The following is an 18976-nucleotide window of genomic DNA, read 5'->3' as shown; positions in this document are numbered from 1 at the left end:
GCGTTTCGGGGCACGTAAGGTTGATGGCCGTGGACAGCGCGGAGCCCGCGGCCGGGTACCTGGTGGTCCGCGCGTCGGGCGCGGCCGCGGCCCGGCAGGCGATGGACGCGGTGCTGCGCGGCGGACGGGTGCGGTCGGACCCGGACCAGCTGCAGGTCCTGCTGCGCGCCGCGCTCCCCAAGCTCCCCCCGGGCGGGGTGTCGTTGAGCTTCGGCGAGTGCGCGCTGCGGGTGCGCGGCGGCGAGCACCAGCCCGGCGCGGTCCTGCTGAGCGTGGCGACGAGCAAGTTGTCGGTGGGGTTCGCCGAGCTGCGGCCGCTGCTGTTCCAGCCGGTGCCGCTGGCGCGCGGGGTGCAGGCGCTGGTCGCGTCGTCGGTGGCGCACCTGCTGGCCGCCGGTGACGCGGTCGACCCGCACGGCGCCCGCGCGTACGTGATCGGCCTGGTGGAGCTGGTGCTGCGCAGCGCGCTGCGCACGGAACTGGACCGCGCGGACGCGATCGCCACCCGCCGCCGGGCCGCGGTCGACTTCATCCGCGACCACCTGGCCGACCCGGCGCTGACTGCGGCGCGCATCGCCGACGCCCTGTTCATCTCCCGGCGTAGGCTCTACCAGCTCTTCGACGACGGCGACGGCGTGTCCGGCCGGATCCGGGCCATGCGCGTCGAGCGGGCCAAGGAGCTGCTCGCCGACCCGGCACAGGCCGTGCGCGGCATCGGCGAGATCTCCCGCCAGTGCGGCTTCGCCAACGCCGCCCACTTCTCCCGCACCTTCCGCAAGGCCGTCGGCGCGACGCCCCGCGAGTTCCGCGAGCGGGTGCTCACCACCTAGCCGAAGTCCACCGACGAGACGAGTTTCCCCAGCAGGACGGCAAGTTCCAGCCAGCCGCGGCCGGTGGTCGAGTGCAGCGTGAACACGGCGAGGCGGCGGCCGTCGGGCTCGATCACGATCGCCTGGAGCTGGCAGCCGGGGGCGCGACCGGTGTCGGCGGCGGCCAGGCGTTCGGCGATGACGACGGGGTGGCCCCGCTCGGTGCGGGACTCCGTGACGTCCAGGATGTCCGGCCCGGCCGCGGCGAGGTGGCGGCGCAGGGCGTCGGCGGTGGTGGAGCCGTGGGGCTGGTCGGAGGTGGAGACCACGGCGACGAGCACGGCCGGGTCGGCGTCGGGGTGGGTGGCGACGGCGACGAGCCCGGCGCCCTCGGCGTGCGCGAGTTCGGCGGCTTCCCGCGCGGCCTGCCCGACCCCGGGGTCGTGCGCGGACTCGGGCCCGCGCCGGGCGACCATCAGCGCGGCCAGCTCGGCGGCGGTGTCGTCGACCGAGCACAGCGAGACGGGCACGATCCCGTCGACGCCCGCGAGCTTCACCTGGCCCGCTCCACGACCTCGATCACCGGACCGCCGCCCCCGGCACCGGTGGCCACGGCGGCGGCGAAGGTGCCTGCCGCGCCTGTGGACCGGGTGGGCGGTCCGGACGACAGGACCAGGCCCCCCAGGGCGGCGGAGGTCGTGGACACCCGGTCGAGCAGGGCGGCGATCGACGAGGTGGGGGACTTGGCGCGGTGTGCTGGGCGCAGCGCGTCGGCCACCTCGTCCGCCGCGCGTTCGTGGTCGGCGGCGAGGACCCGGGCCCGGCGGACCACGTCCGCCAGCCGGTCGCGCAGCGCGGTCAGCTCGGCCTCGGCCGCCGCGTGGTCCATGCCCGCCTTGGCGGCGGCGACCGGGGTGGCGGCGAGGTCGAGTTCGGTGCGGCGGGCGTGGAGGTCGTCGGTGGCGTCGCTGATCCGGTCGCGCAGCCGCGTCGCCGCGCGCTCCAGGTCGTCGGCGGCGCGCTTGCCCGCCGCCAGGGTCTGCGCCCAGGTGGTGAGCAGGTCGGCGGCCCGGCGCAGGTTCGCCGACCGGGTGTCGAGGTCGGCGGGTACCGCGTCGACGCGCCCGGCGAAGGCGTCGGCGGCGGGGCCGGTCCACCCGTCCGTGGCCGACTCGACCCGCCGCAGGTCCGGCCCGACCGCGGCCAGCGCGGCTGCCGCGGCCCGGTACTCGGCGACCACGGACATCACCGCGTCCGGGTCGCCAGGGGTCGGGTCGAAGCCGAGTCCGGGGTAACCGCTCACCGCCCGCTCCTGTCCGACGCGAGCAGCAGCGCGGCGGGGCGGATGTCGAAGGCGGGACCGATCCACCTGACCGTGGCCGACTCGACCCGCCGCGGCGCGACTGCCCGGTACTCGGCGACCGCGAACATCATCACGCCCCGGTCGCCGGGGGTGGGGTCGAGGCCCGGGTAGGCGCTCACCGCGAGTGGAACCGGTTCGCGGCGTCGGCGTCCACGTCGGCGTAGGCGCGGCCGAGGTGGGTCAGGTCGGTGGCGACGCGGGTCAGCGCCGCGTGCGCGGCGGTGACCGCCGCCTCGGTGTCCACTGTGTACTCGGTGATCGCCTGGGCGAGCCGGGCCGGACCGGTCGCCGGGGTGGTGGTGAGGCGCACGGCTTCGAGGTCGGCCACCGTCCAGCTGAGGACGGTGGCCGCCGCGGCCAGTTCACCGGGGTCGGCGGTGTAGCCGGTCACGCGCCGAAGACCGACGGGTACGCCGGGGGCAGGTCGTCGAAGAGGTCGAGGCCGTCGTCGTACTTGTTCTTGTGCTCCTCGTCCTCTTCGCGGTTCGCGCCCGCGCCGCCCATCGGCGGGTACAGGGACGAGTTGCCCGCGGCGCCGTTGCGGCCCGCCATCGCCTCGGCCGCGAAAGCCGCCGAACCGCGCGCGGCCATGCCGCTACCGGACAGAGCCCCGCCGCCGCGCTGGCCCGCGCCCGAGCCGGGGCCGAAGCCACCGCCCACGCCGTAACCGCCAGAGGCGTAGCCGCCACCCGAACCGCCGGGGCCGTAGTTGGTGCCGGGGTAGTTCGTGGTCGGCTGGTTGGTCCCGGGCACGTACCCCGGCGTGCCGGACGTGCTCGTGCCGTCGCCGGGCGGCGGGTAGGGCGGATCGTACGGGTCGTGCGGGTCGTCATCGGGATCCCGAGGCGGGCCGTCGATGATGATCACCGGCGGACGTGGGGGCCTCGGGTCGTCGCCCCCAGGGGTCTTCTCCGTGGGGGCGGTCGGGGTTTCCCTGAAGGTGACGGGCGCGCCGGGCCGGGTCGTGGTGGGCCCCGAGGAGAACTCGGGCAACCGGTCGTGCACCTGCTGGCTGCTGCTCGCGTACTCGCGCATCACCTCGACGGCCCTGGCCTTGGCCGCCTCGCGCTCGACCACCGTGCCCTGGTGGTCGTCGCTGAGCTGCTTGAGGAAGACCGCGCCGCTGGGCCCGTCGGTGATCTTGACGTCGTAGCCCCGCATGAACCAGGCCTCGCCGTAGGAGAACACCGGCTCTGGCATGTTCCGCTGCGCGTAGGACACCGCTTCGGTGTAGTTGGACAGCCCCTCGCCGACCTGGCCTGCCTTGTGCGCGGCCTCGCCCGCCCACTGGGCGAGCCGGGTGTTGGCCTCGGCGGCGCGCACGGCGGCGGGCCCGCGCCAGGAACCCAACGTGCCCTGCAGGATGTCGCGCACGTCGCTGGTGGTGCCATCGATCCGCTTGGCCAGCTCGCTCCACCGCTGGGCCTGCTGGTCCATGCGGTTCGGGTCGGCCGCCATCACCATGTCGTAGAGCACGCGGTGTTCGTAGGCGTTCCAGTTGATCTGCTCGAACCCGGCGGCCAGGTTCTCCGCGCGGGCCTGCCGGTTGGCCTCGATCTTCCGAGCGGCGCTCGCGCCGGGGTCGTGGTTGTCGGTGAAGAACTCGTGTCTGCGGTTCTGGCTGTAGCGGCGGTCCACCACGTCAGATCCTCCCCGCGCGGTTCAAGGCGTCCTTGGCCGCGTTGTCCACGGTCTCGTAGTCGGCGAGCGTGGCCCGGATCGACTCGCGCACGTCCGCCAGCTCGGTGAGGTACTTCTCGAGCACCGCGCGGACACCGCCCTCGGCGTCCGCGCGGACGCCGAACGCCTGCGCCATGCGCGCGGCGACCGGTCCCGAGCCGTCGCCCATGGGCTGCTCCAACTCGGCCGCCAGGTCGCGCTGCTTGGCCAGTTCGGCGTGCAGGTCCCCCAGCTGCGAGTACGCCTGGGACAGGGCCGCGTAGTCGACCTCCATGCCGTCCATACCGGTACCCGTGAGCCGGAAGTCACCCTGTGGATCGGCACGCACGTCCGAGTCCACATACGCCCGGTCCTGGACCTGTCGGCTCTTGGCCAACTGCTCGACCTGCTGCATGGTGCGAACGCGCGTCATGTTCCCTCTCCGCTCCGTCGCCTACCAGGGTGACCCACGGTGACTCATGGTTCTACCCCTACCCCGATCGTTGTGCACAACCGGGCACCTCACCCGCTCACGTGGACAACTCCTGACCGTAGGCGTCGGTGAAAAGATGACGTTACCCTCCACAAATGAGTGAATCGGCGACCGATACCCGCGACTCCCCAAAGCTTGCCGACAACCACACCGACCCCACCATCAAGCGCGCTGTGGCCGCCTCGGCCATGGGCAACTGCATCGAGTGGTACGACTTCGGCGTCTTCGGGTTCATGCCCGCGGTCCTCGGCGCCGTGTTCTTCGACGCGCAGACCCCGACCGAGAACGTCCTGGGCACCTTCGCGGTGCTCGCGGTGGCGTTCATCGCCCGCCCGTTCGGCGGGTTCGTCTTCGGCCCGCTCGGCGACCGCGTGGGACGGCGCAAGGTGCTGGCCACCACGATCATCCTGATGTCCGGTTCGACCTTCGCGATCGGGTTGTTCCCGTCGCACGCCGCGGTGGGCCTGCTGGCGCCGGTCCTGGTCCTGCTGGCCCGGTTGGTCCAGGGCTTCTCCGCGGGCGGCGAGTACGGCGGGGCGGCGACGTTCATGGCCGAGTACGCCCCGGACCGCAGGCGCGGCTTCCTCGGCAGCTGGCTGGAGTTCGGCTCGCTGGGCGGCTTCCTGCTCGGCGCGGGTGTGGTGACCCTGACCACGATCGCCGTGGGCGACGCGGCGATGGCCGACTGGGGCTGGCGGATCCCGTTCCTGGTCGCGGGCCCGCTCGGACTGGTCGGTCTCTACTTGCGGACGCGGCTGGAGGACACACCGCTGTTCCTGGAGGCCGCGGCGGAGGAGAAGCTGGAGTCCTCGCCGCTGGGCGCGGTGCTGCGCACGCAGTGGCGGTCGATCCTGCACCTGATCGGCTACATCGTGCTGCTCAACATCGCCGACTACGTGGTGCTGACCTACATGGAGTCCTACCTCACCGGCACGCTCGGGCTCACCGGCCGCACACCGCTGCTGGCGATCATGGCCGTGATCGCGGTGATGATGGTCATCATCCCGCCGGTCGGCGCGCTGACCGACCGGATCGGGCGCAAACCGCTGCTGTACGTCTCGTGCGCGGGGTTCCTGGTACTGCCGATCCCCGCGTTCAAGCTGATGGGGACCGGCAACCCGGTCGCGCTCGCGGTCGGCCTGGGGGTGATCGGCGTGCTGCTGACCTTCCTGCTGGCCACCATCCCGTCCGTGCTGCCCGCGATGTTCCCGACCGCCGTGCGCTACGGCGCGTTCGCCATCGGCTACAACCTGTCCACGGCGCTGTTCGCGGGCACCGCGCCGTACGTCGTGACGAAACTCGTGGACAGCACGGGAGACCAGTTGGTCCCGGCGTACTACCTGATGGGCGCCGCGCTGATCGCCGCCGTCCCCATCTACCTGCTGCCGGAGACCGCGGGCCGGTCGCTGCGCGAGGTCACCGGGAGCACCCGCCCGACCTCGGACGCGGCGGTCTGAGCAGCAGGCACGCCAGGGCGGCGGCCAGGTCGGCGACCTGCCGCGCCCGCGCCGCCTGCCGCGCGGCTTCGGCTCCGGGCCCGCGCGGGTGGTCCGGAGCCAGGTCGTCCGGGTGGGACTCGGTCACGCCGTCGAGCATGCGCGACGGCACCGGGTCCCACCCGCCCGCCTGCGCACCCGGGCACGACGGCGGCGCAAGTGGACAACCGGTGCGTGTGCGCGGCCACAACGGGGCGCGTGCTTACTCTTCAGTAGTGAGCCGTACACCCGCGCCGTGGCCGCCGGTCCCGACCGAGCTGCCCGAGCCCCACCCGGACGCCCCCGCCGCCGGCACCGACCTGCCGCCGCACTACGCCTTCTGCTTCGGCTGCGGGGACAAGCAGGGCGACGGGTTGCACCTGCGCGCGAAGGTCGGCGGTGAGCACACCATCCGCTCGCGGTTCACCGTCACCGAGGCGCACCAGGGCGCGCCGGGACTGGCCCACGGCGGCCTCCTCGCGTGCGCCTTCGACGAGGCGCTGGGCACGACCGTCGGCCACCTGCTGCGCAAGCCCGCCGTCACGGGGAAGTTGGAAACCGACTTCCTGCTACCGGTTCCGGTCGGCACCACACTGGTCATCGACGCGCACCTCGACGGCGTCGCGGGCCGGAAGGTCTACGCCAGTGCCGAAGGACGGCTGGGCGCGGACGGTCCGGTCGCGGTGCGGGCGCGGGCGCTGTTCGTTGTGGTGGAGCTCAAGCACTTCCTGGACAACGGCCGGGAAGCCGACCTGCGCGCGGTCGCGGCGGACCCGAGCCTGTTGGGATCGCGACCGGTCGAGCTCAATCCGTAGCGCTTTTACCGTGTTCGGAACCGGTCCAGACCCACATCGCCCTTACCGTGTTCGGAACCGGTCCAGTCGCACATCGGCCAAAAAGGACCGATAAGCGCTACCCCCCAGCGCCAACACCCGGTCCGGGTTCTTGCTGTCCCGCACGGCTTCGCCGAAAGCGAGCTCAACGCACTGCTGCGCCTGGGAGCGCGACGACTTCCGCCACCTAGCGGCCGGAAGGTCGAAGTCGGTCATCCGGGTCCATCTCCTACTCAAGTCGACTTTCCACCAACTCCCGGGTGGCGTCCGGGCTCATCGCCGCGGCGGTCAGACTCTCGAAGGCAAGGGAGTAGGTGGAAACGTGCTCTCTCACGAGGTAGTCCGCTGCGGTCAGACCCTCCACATAGACCAAACGGGCACGACCGTCCAACAGTTCTACGACGGTGAACGCCACACCGGCGGACGCGTGTGCGCCACCGGACAACGGTAGCGCTTGGACAGTCACGTGCGGCAGCTGCGCCACGGATAGCAGGAAAGTTAGTTGCGCTCGCATTACCTCGGGCCCGCCGACGGGCCTGCGGATGGCCTCCTCGCCGACGATCAACCGGACCCGGCAGCGCTCGTCGGTGCGGAACCGGTCGGCCCGCCGGGCGCGGTCGCGGGCCATCACATCAACCGACGACCTCGGGATGGTCACCGAGCGGGTGAGCACCGCGCGGGCGTACTCCTCGGTCTGCATCGCGCCGGGGAACATGTCGAACTGGACCATGTCCAACCGCGTCGCGCTGCGCTCCAGGTTGACGTACTTGGCCGCCCACTCGCGGACCCGGCTCGGCGGCAGCTTGCGGCGCGCCTCGGTCGCCAGCTCCTGCAACCGCTCGCCGTGGTCGGCGTCGATCCGGTAGACCGCCACGGCCCGCTCCAGGTCGCGGTCGCTGAGCTTGGCGTCACCGTGTTCGATCTTGGAGAGCTTGCCCGCCGACCACCCGAGGTCACGTGCCGCCTCCGCCTGCGACATCCCCAGTCCATCACGGACCGTCGTCAGCTCGATACCCAGCAGGATGCGTTGGACGATGGGGCCGGGGTCCGAGGAAGTCATGCCGGGCAGTCTGCCGGATACGACGACTCTCCGTATCTCTTCGTACTCCGAACGGGGCCACCTGCTCGTGCAACTGGAAATCTCCGTGTAGATTTCCACGTGCTGGTCTCGCACTGGTCGAGACAGTTCCCCTCCCAACCGCGCCGAGTGGTGGGCACCTCAGCGGCGGGGCCCGGGAGGGGTCAGCCTGCCGGGTCGCGCGTCTCCCCACTGCCCCGTGGCGGCCCGGCAGGCGACCAGCGGAAACTCCGTAGGCTTGGCGCATGTTCATGGTCGTGGTGGGGCTCGGCGTCCTGCTCCTGCACTGGTACCTCTGGCGTCGGCTCGTGCACGACACCACCCGGACGCCGCGGGCCCGGCGCGCGGGGACGGTGGTGCTGGCCGTGCTCGCCGGGCTGACCGTGGCCGGACTGGTGCTGCCGCAGGTGGTCGGGGTCGAGGTCGGGGCGTGGTTCGCCTGGCCGGGTTACCTGTGGTTCGCGGTGTTCTTCTACCTGCTGCTCATCCTGGCGGTCCTGGAACTGCCCCGGCTGGCGTTGAGGCGCTGGATGCGCAAACCCGCCGCCGCGCCGGAACCGGCGCTGGTCCCGGCCGCGGCCCCCGCCCCGGAACCGGCGCCGGAACCCGCGCCGGTCGACCTGGGCAGGCGGTTGTTCGTCGCGCGGGCGGCGGCGGTCGTGGCCGGGGCGGGCGCGTCGACCATCGTGGGCGCGGGTGTCGTGTCGGCGCTCGGGCCGCCCGAGGTGAAGCGGCTGACGGTGCCGATCACCGGCCTGGCCGAGGAACTGCGCGGGTTCCGGATCGCCGTGGTCAGCGACATCCACCTGGGGCCGCTGCTGGGCCGGGCGCACACCGAGCGCGTCGTCCGGATGCTCAACGAGACCGCGCCGGACCTGGTCGCCATGGTCGGCGACCTCGCCGACGGCACGGTCGCGGAGCTGGGCCACGCGGCGGAACCGTTGCGGGACTTGGTTTCCCGGCACGGCACGTACTTCGTGACCGGGAACCACGAGTACTACTCGGGCCACCAGCAGTGGGTCACCGAGCTGGAACGCCTCGGCCTGCACTACCTGCACAACAGCAACACCCCGATCACCCAGGGCGACAACGGTTTCACCCTGGCGGGCGTCACCGACCTCAACGGCCGCAAGTACGACGACGCGCCGAACATGATCCGCGCGCTGTCCACAAGGGACACCTCGAAGCCGACCGTGCTCCTGGCCCATCAACCGGTCCAGGTCGAGGACGCGGCCAAGCACAGCGTCGACCTCCAGCTGTCCGGCCACACCCACGGCGGCCAGCTGTGGCCGTTCCACTACGCGGTGCGCCTCTCCCAGCCCGCCGTGTCCGGCTTGTCCAAAGTGGACAAGACCTGGCTCTACGTCACCAACGGCGTCGGCAGCTGGGGCCCGCCGGTGCGGGTGGGCGCCGCACCGGACATCTCCGTCATCGAGCTGGTGCCGGACGCCTAGGTCAGCGTCCTGGGGCGGATGGCGTTCGCCTTGTCCACCAACGCGTGCCGCTGCTGCGGGCTGCCCGCCAGGCGGGCGAGCGCCCGGTAGCAGCGCTCCAACCCGAAGCGCAGCTCGCGCTCCGAGAGCTCGCAGCCGAGGACGGTGCGCTGCGGGTGGGCCGGGTTCGCCCCCGGCTTGCCCGCCTTGACCCAGCCGTACGCGGCTTCCAGCACTTCCGCCGACAGCTGGGTGCGGCGCTCGGCGTCGAGCGCGAGGCGTTCCAGGCGCTTGGCCGCGTCGTGCAGCTCGTGCTCGACGACCCTGGCCACCTCGTGCGCCCTGGCCTTGATCTTGATGGCCGCGACCTGGGCGGCGACGTGGTGGCTGGAGGTGTCCGGGACGGCCTCCAGCACCTCGATCGCACCCGCGCGACCGTCCTGCGCCAGGTACACCCGGGCCAGACCGAACGCGGCGCTGACGAACGAGCGGTCCGTGCGCCAGACCAGTTCGTAGTAGCGGGCGGCGGCGAAGTTGTCGCCCGCCAGCTCGTAGCTGACCGCGAGCGCCAGCTTCGGCGCCAGCTCGCCCGGGACCGCGTCGTAGACCCGGTCGAAGGCCTCCCGCGCGACCTGGGACGCGCGGTTGGCCAGGGCCAGCAGGCCGTGGAACCAGTCGGTGCGCCAGTCCGCCGGGGTGGCGACCAGCCTGCGGGCCGCGTCCAGCTCGGCCGCCGCCGCGCGCAGGTCGCCCAGCTCCATCCGGGCCTTCACCAGCCGCAGCCGGACCTCGATGGAGTCCTGCGGCGCGGCCAGCAGCGCGGTGACCAGTTCCGCCGGTTCGGTCGCGGTGATGCTGGCCAGCACGGCGGCGGCCGGGTCGTCGGTGTCGACCAGCGGCAGCGGCAGCACCGTGGCCACCTCGAGCGGGTCCGGGGTGGGCAGCGAGTCCGACACCACCAGGCCCGCGCCGAACGTGCGCGCCTCCAGACCGAACACAGTGGACAGTCCGGGGCGGGGCCGGTTGGTGCCCAGCGCCATGACCTCGCGCAGCACACCAGTGAGCTGGTCGGCCATCTCCTCGGCGGAGGTGAACCGGCGCGCCGGGTCGCCGTGCGTGGCCCGCTTGAGCACCCGGTGGTAGCTGCCGAACAACGCGAACAGCGGCTCGACGTCCGGGCCGGGCAGCGTGTGCTTGTAGCGGGTGGTGTAGCCGGCGAACTCGATGGAGAGCACGGCCAGGGTGCGGCCGACGGTGTAGATGTCGGAGGCGATGCTGGCGCCCTCGGTGGCGAGCTCGGGGGCGGCGTAGCCCGCGGTGAAGAACAGCGGGCTCTCGTAGTCGTCGGTCTTGCGGACCGCGCCGAGGTCGATGAGCTTGAGCTGCTCGCCCGCCTGGATCACGTTGTCCGGCTTGAGGTCGCAGTACAGCATGTCGACGCTGTGCAGGTAGCCGAGCGCGGGCAGCATCTCCAGCCCGTAGGCGATCACCTGCCCGATCGGCAGCGGCTCGGCCCGGCCCGCCTCGCGGTGGTGCTCGAGGGCGAGCTGGCGCAGCGACTGGCCGCCGACGTACTCCATCACGATGTAGCCGACCATCGAGCCGGTCTTGGGGTCCGGGTGCTCGACGAAGTTGTAGATCTTGACCACGTTCGGGTGCTCGACCTCGGCGAGGAAGCGCCGCTCGGCGACCACGGAGGCCATCGAGGTGGCGTCACCGGTGTCGATCATGCCCTTGAGCACGACCCAGCGGTCGCTGACGTTGTGGTCCTTGGCCAGGTAGATCCAGCCGAGGCCGCCGTAGGCGATGCTGCCGAGCACCTCGTACTGGCCGCCGACGAGGTCGTCGCGGAAGAGCCGGGGCCGGAAGTTGAACGCCTGGCCGCAGGTCGGGCACTCGCCCTCGGGCTCGCCCGGTGCACCGTTGGCGCCGCGGCCGACCGCGGCGCCGCAGCTGTTGCAGAACCGCTTGTTCTCCGCGACGACCGGGTTGTCCAGCACGGCGCTGGACGGGTCCTTGATCGGCACCACCGGCACCTCGACCAGCCCGGCGCCCAACCGGCCGCGACCGGACGAGCGCGACCCGGTCCGCCTGCCGGTGCCGGGGAACGCCCCGGACCCGGTGCTCGGACCGCTGTCGGTCCGGGTGAGCAGCTGCGTCTCGGGGGCGGCCTGCTCCTCGTCCTCCGGCCGCGGCGGCACGATGCTCTGCGTCAACGTGGTCTCGTTGAGCACGCTGGTCGGCTGCGGCTCGTCGTCCGCGAGCGCGGTGTCCGGCAACACCCCGGGCCGCCGGGGCGCCACGGGTGGGTACTCGACGGGGGCGAACTGCGCGGTGGCCTGGCTGTCCGGGGTCGGCCGCACGGGCTGGGAGTCCCGCCCACCGTGCCGACCGGACTGTCCACCCGGGCCGGACCGGTGCTGCCCACCGGCGGGCTGCCCCGACCGGCGCCCACCGGGGCCCGGTCGCTGCGGACCGGCCGGGAACGGCACGGCCGTGGTCGGTGCCGCGCTCGGCCCACCCACCCGGTGCTGCCCCGTGGCCTGCGCCCCACCCGGCCGCTGCCCACCGTGCGGCGACTGCCCACCGACCGGCGGACCGGCGGCTCCCCACCCCGCACCCGACGGGCCCCCGATGCCTTGCCCGGGGCCACCCGGCTGACCGGCGGACGCCTGGTCTCCAGCCTGGCCACCCGAACCCACCGGGCGATGCTGCCCAGCCGCGCTCTGCTGGCCTGGGCCATGCCCGAAAGCCGGGTGCCCGCCCTGCTGACTCGCGGGTACCTGGTCGCCTGCCCCCTGCGGCCCGCCGGATCCGCCCGGGCCATTCCGGCCTGCCGCGTTCTGCTGACCGACACCGTGCCCGGCAGACGGATGCCCGCTCTGGTCACCGGTCGCTTGCCCGCCCGGTCCCCCTGGGCGGTGCTGGCCCGGTGCGACCGGACGGTGTTGCCCGGTGCCGCCCTGCTGGCCGACGCCCTGCCCGGCGAGCGCTTGGTCCCCGGCGGGCTGCGGGCCTGCCGGACGGCGAGGGCCCGGCTGCGGTGGCCTGCCCGGGTTCGGCTGCCACCCCGGGGGCGGCTGCTCACCCGGCGGCTGCACCCGGTGCGGTCCCGACCGCACGCCCGGGGGTGGGTACTGCCCCGGTGGCGGCACCGGGAACTGGCCCGTTCCCGGCGGCGGCGGGTACGGCCCGGGAGCCGCGCCCGACCTCGGCGCGTTCGGGTGCGGGTGCGGGCCGGACGACGTCCCCGGCCCCTGCGGGCACCCCGGCACCGGGAACTGCCCCGTGGCCTGCGCGTGCCGCCCGGGTGGGGACTCCGGGGCGGGCTTGGGTTTGGGCGCCCACGGCGAGTTCTGCTGCGGCACCGGTCCACCGTTCGCCGGGACCACCGGCATGCTCTGCGAGGTCAGCCCCGGCCCCTTCGGTCCACGGGGGACCGGGCTCGGGCGGGGCGGCGCGGGCGGCGGCTCCTCGTCGGGGATGGTCACCGCCTGGGTCACGTCCGCGGCGGGTTCCTCGTCCGGAGGGGACAGTGCCGCCGAGACCGCGTCGGCCGGGGTCTCGGCCACCGGGGCCTCGACCACAGCGGGCGCGGCCACCGGAGACGCGGCCACCGGAGGAGCGGGCACCGGCGGCGTGTCGACCGGCGGCTCGACGGGAGCCGGGGCCTGCTCCGCGTCTTCCTCCAGCGTCGGCGGAGGCGGCGAGTCGAAGTGCCAGCGGGCGGGCTTCGGGGTCAGCTCGGGTTCGTCCGACTTCGGGTCGGGTCCGCCCGGCGGCGGGGTCCAGTGCGTCATGGGGCCACCTCAGTCCCGGTACCTGGCCGCCGGGGGCGCGGCGGCGGGCCCGCCCGCCTGCCCCAGCCACTTGGCGTAGCTGGCCGCCCACGAGCCGCGCGCGACCGACTGCTCCAGCACGCCGTTGACGAACCGCACCATGTCCTCGTTCTGCTTGGGGATGCCGATGCCGTAGGGCTCCTCGGTGAACCGGGGTCCCACCAGTTTGACGTTCGGGTCCTGGGCGACCATTCCCGAGAGGATGGTGTCGTCGGTCGACACGGCCGCGACCTGGCCCTGCTGCAGCATCACCAGGCAGTCCGACCAGTTGTCCACCGCCACCACCTCGGGCGGCGCGGGCGCCTCGCGCAGCTTCTGGATCGAGGTCGAGCCCTTGGCGGCGCACACCCGCTTGCCGCCGAGCTGGTCGACGCCGGTGATCGGGGACGAGCGGTCGACCACGACCCGCTGGCCCGCCACGTAGTAGGTGGCGGAGAAGTTGATGTCGACCCAGCGCGCGCAGGTGGCGGTCATGGTGCGCACGACGATGTCGACCTCGCCCTTCTTCAGCGCGTCGATGCGCTCGGCGGAGGTGATGACCTTGTACTGCACCTTGCCCGGGTCGCCGAAGATCGCCGCGGCGACGTCGCGCACGCGGTCGATGTCGAAGCCCTCCAGCGCGTTGCTGGTCGGGTTGCGGAAGCCGAACAGGAAGGTGTTCTGGTCGACGCCCGCGATGAGCCTGCCGCGGTCCTGGATGGTCTTCATGGTCGTGCCGCCCGGCATGGCGCCGGGGGCGGGCAGCGGACCGGCCGGGCGCAGGCTGGCGGCGGGGTCGCACGGCGGTACGGCCGCGGCGCTGCCGGTGGTCGTCGGCGGGTTGACCTCGACGCCCGCGGGCTGCGGCCGGTCCAGGGAGGTCACGGTGGCCAGGTCGACGGGCTTGCCGCTGACCGAGCAGGCGGTGAGCAGCAGGGCGGGTACGGCCAGCGCGACGGCCGCGAGCGCGCGCACCCGGTGTCCGGTGATCATCGGTACTCCCGCAGTCGTTCCCGGATGCCCAGGGTGATGCCCGCCGCCGCGACCAGGGCGAGCACGGCGACACCGGGCACCAGGCCGGTCAGCGCCCCGCCCGCCTTGGTGGTCTTGGTGAAGAACTCCTCGCGGCCCGCGTTCAGCGCCGTGAGCAGGTTCTTGTCGAGCTTGCCGAACGCGGTGGCGGAGCTGTTCGGCTCGGCGCCGATGGCGGTCTTGACCGCGTCCTCGTACTGGCCGCCCTCGTCCAGCTCGCGGATCCGGCGGTGCGCGTCCGCCCAGGCCGCGGCGTTGTCCACGGCCTGCTGCACCTCGCCGGTCGCGGCGTCGCCGGAGGCCAGGGCCTTGGCCTGGCGCAGCAGGTTCTGCTCGCCGTCGCCGACCAGGGTCGCGGCCAGCTGCTGCCACTCCTGCTCGTAGCCGGGGCCGTCGCCGCGGGCGACCAGGGTCAGCGTCTCGTCGGCGCGGCACTTGAGCGAGTTGATCCTGGCCTGGACCAGCACGTCCACCTGCTGCGAGCCGTTGCGCTCGGCGTCGGCGACGTGCCCGGACATCAGCAGCAGCGCGGTCGCGCCCCAGACCAGCGACACGAGCACGGCGGCGCTGGCCACGACCAGCCCGACGTTGAGCAGCCGGTTGGTTTTGCGGGTCAGGTAGCGCTGGGTCGCCACCAGGGCCGCGACCAGCAGGACCACCAGCGCGATCACCACCCACGGCACCGAGCGGGCGGACTCCTGCTCGGTCTGCAGCCGGTCGTAGTCGATCTCGTACAGCTTCTCCGCGGCGGGCAGCAGCTTGGACCGCATCAGCGCGGACGCCTCGCGCAGGTAGGCGGCACCGGCCGGGAAGCCCTGGCGGTTGTTGGCCCGGGCGGTCTCGACCAGCCCCGAGTACACCGGCAGCTGCTGGCTCAGCACCTCGACCTGGGCGCTGGCCAGCGGGTCGCCGCCGACGTCGGTGGACGCCTTGGCCAGCGCGCTGCCCGCCTGGGCGATGTCGAACTCGTAGCGGGTGCGCAGCTCGGCGGGCTCGACGCCACCGGAGAGGAAGGCGCTGGCCGCGGTCGCGTCCGCGTCGGAGAGCGATCGGAAGATCTGCTGCGCGGCGGCGGCCAGCGGCTCGCGGTGCGCGACCAGGTCGTCGAGGGTGTCGCGCTTGGCCTGCAGGGTCAGCGCGGCCACGATGCCGGTGACCGCGGTGACCAGCAGCAGGGCGACCGCGACCAGCGACAGCCTGCCCGGGGTCGTCACCGCGGACCTGGTGACCCGGCCGACGGGCCCGGTCCGGGCGTCGGCAGGCCGTTCCGGCGTGACCGTCACCACGGGGTTCTCCCCAACCGCACGAGCACGCCCGCCCTCCACCTCCGCTGCCTGGTCGGACCTGAACTTAGTGGAGTAGGTTCGACCGGACCACCATGTCCGACACAGCCGGTCACCAGCACTGTCCCACTTGTGCGCGGTGTAGTCGCTCGGTTGCTGTCTGGTTCCAGGGGACCCCGGTTTGAGACCGTGGTCACATGAACAGTGAGCACAGCATGCAGCGGATCGCGACGTTCTGCGGACAGTGCGACTGTGGCTGCCCGGAACTGTGGGTGGACCCGGACGCGCCGGAAGAGCGCCGGGTGGTGATCACCGATGACCACGGTCAGCGGATCCAGATGAGCATGGGGCAACTCGGCGACCTCGTGGGCGACGTGAAGGGCGGCGTCCTCGACGGACTGCTGGCGGGCAGCAGGTAACCGGGGCGCGGTGGCGGTACCGACATGGCTCGGCTGGGTGCTCACGGCGGCGTTCCTCGGGATCGCCGGGTACAGCGCCGCCCGGCTCGTCGCCGCCAACCGGCGATCCGATTACACCGGCCGCGAGCGGGCGGTGGACCTCGCGCACGCGCTGATGGCCCTCGGTATGGCGGTGATGTGCTCGCCGATCGGCGGCCCACTGCCCCCGGCCGGGTGGCAGGCGGTGTTCGCACTGGTCACTGCCTGGTTCCTGGGTGCCGCGCTGCTCGGTGGCAGGGGCGGGGCGAGCTGGCACGGGGGTGACTGGCAGCACGCCGTCGCGGGACTGGCCATGCTCTACATGCTCACCGCCGGGTCGCACACGGCGCACGCCATGTCCTCGGCTTGGTTCGAGCCCCATTTCGAGCCGCACGGCAACGAGGTAGCGCTACCGCTGCTCGGTTGGCTGTTCGTGGCGTTCTTCGCGTTCCAGGCCCTCTGGCTCGGCCGGGCGCTCGTCGCCGGTCGGACCGCCGACCAGGGGATCCTCGCCGACCGGCGAGTCGCCGCTGTGTGCCAGCTCGTCATGGCCCTCGGCACCGGCTACCTGATCCTGGTGATGCTGTAGCCGACCGGCCAGCAGCATCGCGCCCACCCCCAGCACGGCCAGCAGCGCGAACGCGGCCCTCGGCGCGTCGAGCAGGGTCCCGACGAGCGCCGACGCGGCGATGCCGCCCGCGTTGCCCGCGGTCCACACCAGCGCGGTGATCGGCCCGGCGGCCGGTGACCCGTCGCGCTCGACCAGTGCCAGGGCGACCGGGAGCGCGGCGAGCAGCAGGAAACCCAGCGGGACGGACGCGGCGAAGCCCGTGGCCATCGGCGCGAGGCCGAACAGCAGGCAGGCGACGGCGGTCACCGCGCCGGTCGCCTGGATGACGCGGGCCTCCAACGCCTTCCGAACGGCGAACGGCGGTACCACGATCGAGCCGACGACACCCGCCACCAGCATGACGAGCAGCAGCAGGCCCGTGGTGTCGGCGCGCAGGCCTGCCGGGGCGAGCAGCGGCTCCAGCCAGGTGGCCAACGCGACGAAGATGCCCATACCGAGGAAGACGACGCCGGAGAGCGTAAGAACGCCTGGTCGACGCCACACCTCACGTAGTTGTGGCGCGGTGGCGACGGTGTGCGGTGGTGGGACTCGTAGTGCGACGAGGGCGGCTATTCCGGCGACGACGGAGATGGCGGTACCGATGACTACGGCGGTGTTGACGTCGTTGGCGGCCGTACCGATCCCGATCGCCACGATCATGCCCAGGTAGGTGGCGCCCGCCCCGATGGCGATGCCGAGCGGCCGGTCTCGCGGGTCGAGGTACGCGGCGGCCACGCGCGTGATGGCGTTGGCCAGGATCGGTTGGGCGACGGCGGCGAGGGTCTGGCCGACGAGCGCGGCCCAGTAGGCGTCGTCGACCAGGCGCACCGCGGCGCCGACCGCGACCAGCGCGGCACCGACGGCGAGGGTGGGTCGGAAGCGGTGGTCGAGTGCGCGGCCCGCGGGGACCGACAGGAGCACGAAGAGCAGGGGGAACAGGTTCGCCAGCCAGCCGACGGCCTGCTCGTCGACCCCGAAGTGGACGGCGGCGGCGGTGGTCAGCGGGGTGTAGCCCAGCCAGCAGACCTGTGTGGCCACGCCGACCCCGGCGAAAGCGGCCACGACCGGCCAGCGGCTCCGAGACATGCGGAGCAGTCTGAATCCGATTCACGTCCGCGTCAACGATGGTCCTTACACAACCCGAACACCGGGGCAGGCAACACCTTTACCCCCGTCGGCCAGGGTGGTCACCAGAACACCCGAACGAGGAGGTAGGCGATGTTCGCGAGGTCGGCAGCGGTGGTCGCGGCGGTCGTGGGACTGGGGATCACGGGAGCCGGGGTCGCCGCGGCGCAGCCCAGCACGCCGGTCACCATCACGCTGAGCCCGGAGCAGGTGGGCAAGATCTGCCAGCAGCGGATCCCGCGGATCGAGCAGCGGGTCACGAAGCTGACGGAGCGGATCAACGGCGGAGCCGAGGTGCGGGGCTCGGTGGCGTGGCTCAAGGCACGCGCCGAGAAGGAGCGCGCGGCGGGGCGGGAGACCACCGCGCAGGTGTTGGAGGAGCGCGCGGAGAAGCGGGCCGGGCGCGTGGACCAGCTGAACCAGGCCAAGCAGCGGGCGGCGGACTTCAAGACCAAGTACTGCGGCGGCAAGTGATGCGGCGCGCGTTGCTGGTCGCGGTGGCGCTGCTGGCCTGCGTCGGCTGCCAGGGGCGGGCCGAGCCGTCGCCCGCGCCGTCCCCGGACAGCGGGTCGGTGGAGATCGGGCAGATCGAGTCTACTTTGGACAGCGTGGAGACGGAGCTGTCCGGGGACTGAGTTGTCCACATGCGCCGGAGTTGTCCACAGGGATCCGGTCCTGGTTGTTCCGGGCCCGCCGGGTCGGCAGGATTCAGGTTGCCGCCCAGGCGAAGGAGGTTCGGACGATGGAGGCAGGGCGCGGGCTCGTGCTGGTCGTGGAGGACGACCGCGCGATCACCGAACTCGTGGCGCTGTACCTGCGCCGCGACGGCTTCGGCGTGCACCTGGAGGCCGACGGCCCGGGCGCGCTGTCCGCGCTGCGGCGGCTGCGCCCGGTCGCGGTCGTCCTGGACATCGGCCTACCGGGCATGGACGGCGTCGAGGTGTGCAAGCGCATGCGCGCCGAAGGCGACTGGACACCGGTCCTGTTCGTCACGGCCCGGGACGACGAGGTGGACCGCGTACTGGGGCTCGAACTGGGCGCGGACGACTACGTCACCAAGCCGTTCAGCCCGCGTGAGCTCGTCGCCCGGGTCCGCACGGTGCTGCGCCGCGCCGCCAACCCGGCGGGCGGGGAGGTGCTGCGCGCGGGTGACACCCGGGTCGACCTGGGCAGCCGCCGGGTGTGGACGGAGACGGGCGAGGTCCACCTGACGTCCACCGAGTTCGACCTGCTGGCCCACCTCCTGCGCCGCCCGGGCCAGGTCTACGACCGGGCCCAACTCCTCAGCGCCGTGTGGGGGTACGAGGCCGCGGCGGGCACCCGCACGGTCGACGTCCACATCGCCCAACTCCGCGCCAAACTGGGCCCGACGAACCCCATCCGCACCATCCGCGGCATCGGCTACGCCGCCGACCTGTGACATGGCCGAGGCTCAGCGTGAACCGCACAGTCGGCGAGACCGGCGCGATCTCGCGGTGGAGGTGAGGGTGGTGTCCTCCAACCACGGGTAGCGTCCGGTATCGCGACA

21 protein-coding genes and 1 pseudogene are annotated in these 18976 nt (G+C 73.0%); 9 read left to right on the top strand and 13 right to left on the bottom strand.

Annotated elements, in window-relative coordinates; all coding sequences use genetic code 11:
- Nucleotides 1–23 precede the first annotated feature (23 nt).
- On the top strand, nucleotides 24–830 hold the full coding sequence (locus CLV40_RS27340) for a helix-turn-helix transcriptional regulator (protein WP_104481872.1): 807 nt from the start codon (nucleotides 24–26) through the stop codon (nucleotides 828–830).
- On the opposite strand, the gene CLV40_RS27335 is transcribed toward CLV40_RS27340, so the two are convergent.
- Genes CLV40_RS27335 through CLV40_RS27310 form a run of 6 tightly spaced genes read right to left on the bottom strand, consistent with a single transcriptional unit; the run spans nucleotide 827 to nucleotide 4264 of the window.
- Nucleotides 827–1366, bottom strand: coding sequence for a hypothetical protein (locus CLV40_RS27335; protein ID WP_104481871.1), 540 nt, complete (start codon nucleotides 1364–1366; stop codon nucleotides 827–829). The two genes, CLV40_RS27340 and CLV40_RS27335, sit on opposite strands and share 4 nt — an antisense overlap.
- Nucleotides 1363–2112 carry a hypothetical protein gene (locus CLV40_RS27330; protein ID WP_104481870.1) on the bottom strand — a complete coding sequence of 250 codons (750 nt, stop codon included), beginning with the start codon at nucleotides 2110–2112 and terminating at the stop codon, nucleotides 1363–1365. Before CLV40_RS27330 ends, CLV40_RS27335 begins: the two co-directional genes overlap by 4 nt.
- Nucleotides 2109–2291 carry a hypothetical protein gene (locus CLV40_RS27325; RefSeq protein WP_104481869.1) on the bottom strand — a complete coding sequence of 61 codons (183 nt, stop codon included), beginning with the start codon at nucleotides 2289–2291 and terminating at the stop codon, nucleotides 2109–2111. The genes CLV40_RS27330 and CLV40_RS27325 overlap by 4 nt, the downstream gene beginning before the upstream one ends.
- Nucleotides 2288–2563 carry a hypothetical protein gene (locus CLV40_RS27320; protein WP_104481868.1) on the bottom strand — a complete coding sequence of 92 codons (276 nt, stop codon included), beginning with the start codon at nucleotides 2561–2563 and terminating at the stop codon, nucleotides 2288–2290. Before CLV40_RS27320 ends, CLV40_RS27325 begins: the two co-directional genes overlap by 4 nt.
- A complete protein-coding gene (locus CLV40_RS27315) occupies nucleotides 2560–3813 on the bottom strand; it encodes a WXG100 family type VII secretion target (protein ID WP_104481867.1) in 1254 nt (417 codons plus the stop codon). Before CLV40_RS27315 ends, CLV40_RS27320 begins: the two co-directional genes overlap by 4 nt.
- A 1-nt stretch (nucleotide 3814) precedes the next feature.
- Nucleotides 3815–4264 (bottom strand): type VII secretion target, encoded by a 450-nt coding sequence (locus CLV40_RS27310; RefSeq protein ID WP_104481866.1) that lies wholly within the window; start codon nucleotides 4262–4264, stop codon nucleotides 3815–3817.
- Between the two features lie 155 nt (nucleotides 4265–4419).
- On the opposite strand from CLV40_RS27310, the gene CLV40_RS27305 reads away from it, so the two are divergent.
- Nucleotides 4420–5781: an MFS transporter gene (locus CLV40_RS27305; RefSeq protein ID WP_245931599.1), complete on the top strand. Its 1362-nt coding sequence runs from the start codon at nucleotides 4420–4422 to the stop codon at nucleotides 5779–5781.
- Here the strand turns inward: CLV40_RS27305 and CLV40_RS38380 are convergent.
- Complete coding sequence (locus CLV40_RS38380; protein ID WP_181043767.1) at nucleotides 5741–5908, bottom strand: hypothetical protein; 168 nt, start codon at nucleotides 5906–5908, stop codon at nucleotides 5741–5743. The genes CLV40_RS27305 and CLV40_RS38380 overlap by 41 nt on opposite strands.
- A gap of 127 nt (nucleotides 5909–6035) precedes the next feature.
- Between CLV40_RS38380 and CLV40_RS27295 the strand changes: the two genes are divergently transcribed.
- Complete coding sequence (locus CLV40_RS27295) at nucleotides 6036–6614, top strand: PaaI family thioesterase (protein WP_245931598.1); 579 nt, start codon at nucleotides 6036–6038, stop codon at nucleotides 6612–6614.
- 42 nt (nucleotides 6615–6656) lie between these two features.
- Here the strand turns inward: CLV40_RS27295 and CLV40_RS27290 are convergent, their stop codons facing one another.
- Complete coding sequence (locus CLV40_RS27290; protein ID WP_104481863.1) at nucleotides 6657–6848, bottom strand: DUF397 domain-containing protein; 192 nt, start codon at nucleotides 6846–6848, stop codon at nucleotides 6657–6659.
- A 13-nt stretch (nucleotides 6849–6861) separates the two neighbouring features.
- The gene (locus tag CLV40_RS27285) at nucleotides 6862–7692 is read right to left on the bottom strand and encodes a helix-turn-helix domain-containing protein (RefSeq protein ID WP_146108265.1); all 831 of its coding nucleotides are present in this window, start codon (nucleotides 7690–7692) and stop codon (nucleotides 6862–6864) included.
- Between the two features lie 263 nt (nucleotides 7693–7955).
- On the opposite strand from CLV40_RS27285, the gene CLV40_RS27280 reads away from it, so the two are divergent.
- Nucleotides 7956–9164 (top strand): metallophosphoesterase, encoded by a 1209-nt coding sequence (locus tag CLV40_RS27280; RefSeq protein WP_104481861.1) that lies wholly within the window; start codon nucleotides 7956–7958, stop codon nucleotides 9162–9164.
- Here CLV40_RS27280 and CLV40_RS27275 read toward each other — a convergent pair.
- The 3 genes from CLV40_RS27275 to CLV40_RS27265 form a co-directional block, all read right to left on the bottom strand.
- Nucleotides 9161–11635 (bottom strand): serine/threonine-protein kinase, encoded by a 2475-nt coding sequence (locus CLV40_RS27275; RefSeq protein ID WP_374066619.1) that lies wholly within the window; start codon nucleotides 11633–11635, stop codon nucleotides 9161–9163. The genes CLV40_RS27280 and CLV40_RS27275 overlap by 4 nt on opposite strands.
- A 1317-nt stretch (nucleotides 11636–12952) precedes the next feature.
- Nucleotides 12953–13954, bottom strand: a complete 1002-nt coding sequence (locus tag CLV40_RS27270) for a glutamate ABC transporter substrate-binding protein (protein WP_104481860.1) — start codon at nucleotides 13952–13954, stop codon at nucleotides 12953–12955.
- Nucleotides 13951–15279 carry a hypothetical protein gene (locus CLV40_RS27265; protein ID WP_104481859.1) on the bottom strand — a complete coding sequence of 443 codons (1329 nt, stop codon included), beginning with the start codon at nucleotides 15277–15279 and terminating at the stop codon, nucleotides 13951–13953. The genes CLV40_RS27270 and CLV40_RS27265 overlap by 4 nt, the downstream gene beginning before the upstream one ends.
- Nucleotides 15280–15473: 194 nt before the next feature.
- Between CLV40_RS27265 and CLV40_RS27260 the strand changes: the two genes are divergently transcribed.
- Both CLV40_RS27260 and CLV40_RS39900 read left to right on the top strand, forming a co-directional pair.
- The gene (locus CLV40_RS27260; RefSeq protein ID WP_104481858.1) at nucleotides 15474–15695 is read left to right on the top strand and encodes a hypothetical protein; all 222 of its coding nucleotides are present in this window, start codon (nucleotides 15474–15476) and stop codon (nucleotides 15693–15695) included.
- 10 nt (nucleotides 15696–15705) lie between these two features.
- Nucleotides 15706–16302, top strand: coding sequence for a DUF5134 domain-containing protein (locus CLV40_RS39900; RefSeq protein ID WP_146108264.1), 597 nt, complete (start codon nucleotides 15706–15708; stop codon nucleotides 16300–16302).
- Between the two features lie 105 nt (nucleotides 16303–16407).
- Here the strand turns inward: CLV40_RS39900 and CLV40_RS27255 are convergent.
- Nucleotides 16408–17409, bottom strand: a pseudogene (locus tag CLV40_RS27255) (MFS transporter); the annotation flags it as partial.
- Nucleotides 17410–17541: 132 nt separating this feature from the next.
- Between CLV40_RS27255 and CLV40_RS27250 the strand changes: the two are divergent.
- The 3 genes from CLV40_RS27250 to CLV40_RS27245 all read left to right on the top strand — a co-directional run bounded on the left by CLV40_RS27250 (nucleotide 17542) and on the right by CLV40_RS27245 (nucleotide 18868).
- Entirely contained in the window at nucleotides 17542–17922 is a 381-nt protein-coding gene (locus tag CLV40_RS27250) for a hypothetical protein (protein ID WP_104481856.1), read from the top strand.
- A complete protein-coding gene (locus CLV40_RS38375; protein ID WP_181043766.1) occupies nucleotides 17922–18083 on the top strand; it encodes a hypothetical protein in 162 nt (53 codons plus the stop codon). The genes CLV40_RS27250 and CLV40_RS38375 overlap by 1 nt, the downstream gene beginning before the upstream one ends.
- 107 nt (nucleotides 18084–18190) lie before the next feature.
- A complete protein-coding gene (locus tag CLV40_RS27245) occupies nucleotides 18191–18868 on the top strand; it encodes a response regulator transcription factor (RefSeq protein WP_104481855.1) in 678 nt (225 codons plus the stop codon).
- Nucleotides 18869–18976: the final 108 nt, after the last annotated feature.

This window comes from Actinokineospora auranticolor (assembly GCF_002934265.1).
GTDB lineage: Bacteria > Actinomycetota > Actinomycetes > Mycobacteriales > Pseudonocardiaceae > Actinokineospora > Actinokineospora auranticolor.
This window is presented reverse-complemented; position numbering and strand designations above follow the sequence as displayed.

What these genes read in the sequence shown, in the direction of transcription:
- CLV40_RS27340 (WP_104481872.1), top strand. Translation starts at nt 24, where the DNA reads ATGGCCGTGGACAGCGCGGAGCCCGCGGCCGGGTACCTGGTGGTCCGC.
- CLV40_RS27310 (WP_104481866.1), bottom strand. Translation starts at nt 4,264, where the DNA reads ATGACGCGCGTTCGCACCATGCAGCAGGTCGAGCAGTTGGCCAAGAGC.
- CLV40_RS27305 (WP_245931599.1), top strand. Translation starts at nt 4,420, where the DNA reads ATGAGTGAATCGGCGACCGATACCCGCGACTCCCCAAAGCTTGCCGAC.
- CLV40_RS27290 (WP_104481863.1), bottom strand. Translation starts at nt 6,848, where the DNA reads ATGACCGACTTCGACCTTCCGGCCGCTAGGTGGCGGAAGTCGTCGCGC.
- CLV40_RS27285 (WP_146108265.1), bottom strand. Translation starts at nt 7,692, where the DNA reads ATGACTTCCTCGGACCCCGGCCCCATCGTCCAACGCATCCTGCTGGGT.
- CLV40_RS27280 (WP_104481861.1), top strand. Translation starts at nt 7,956, where the DNA reads ATGTTCATGGTCGTGGTGGGGCTCGGCGTCCTGCTCCTGCACTGGTAC.
- CLV40_RS27270 (WP_104481860.1), bottom strand. Translation starts at nt 13,954, where the DNA reads ATGATCACCGGACACCGGGTGCGCGCGCTCGCGGCCGTCGCGCTGGCC.
- CLV40_RS27260 (WP_104481858.1), top strand. Translation starts at nt 15,474, where the DNA reads ATGAACAGTGAGCACAGCATGCAGCGGATCGCGACGTTCTGCGGACAG.
- CLV40_RS27250 (WP_104481856.1), top strand. Translation starts at nt 17,542, where the DNA reads ATGTTCGCGAGGTCGGCAGCGGTGGTCGCGGCGGTCGTGGGACTGGGG.
- CLV40_RS38375 (WP_181043766.1), top strand. Translation starts at nt 17,922, where the DNA reads ATGCGGCGCGCGTTGCTGGTCGCGGTGGCGCTGCTGGCCTGCGTCGGC.
- CLV40_RS27245 (WP_104481855.1), top strand. Translation starts at nt 18,191, where the DNA reads ATGGAGGCAGGGCGCGGGCTCGTGCTGGTCGTGGAGGACGACCGCGCG.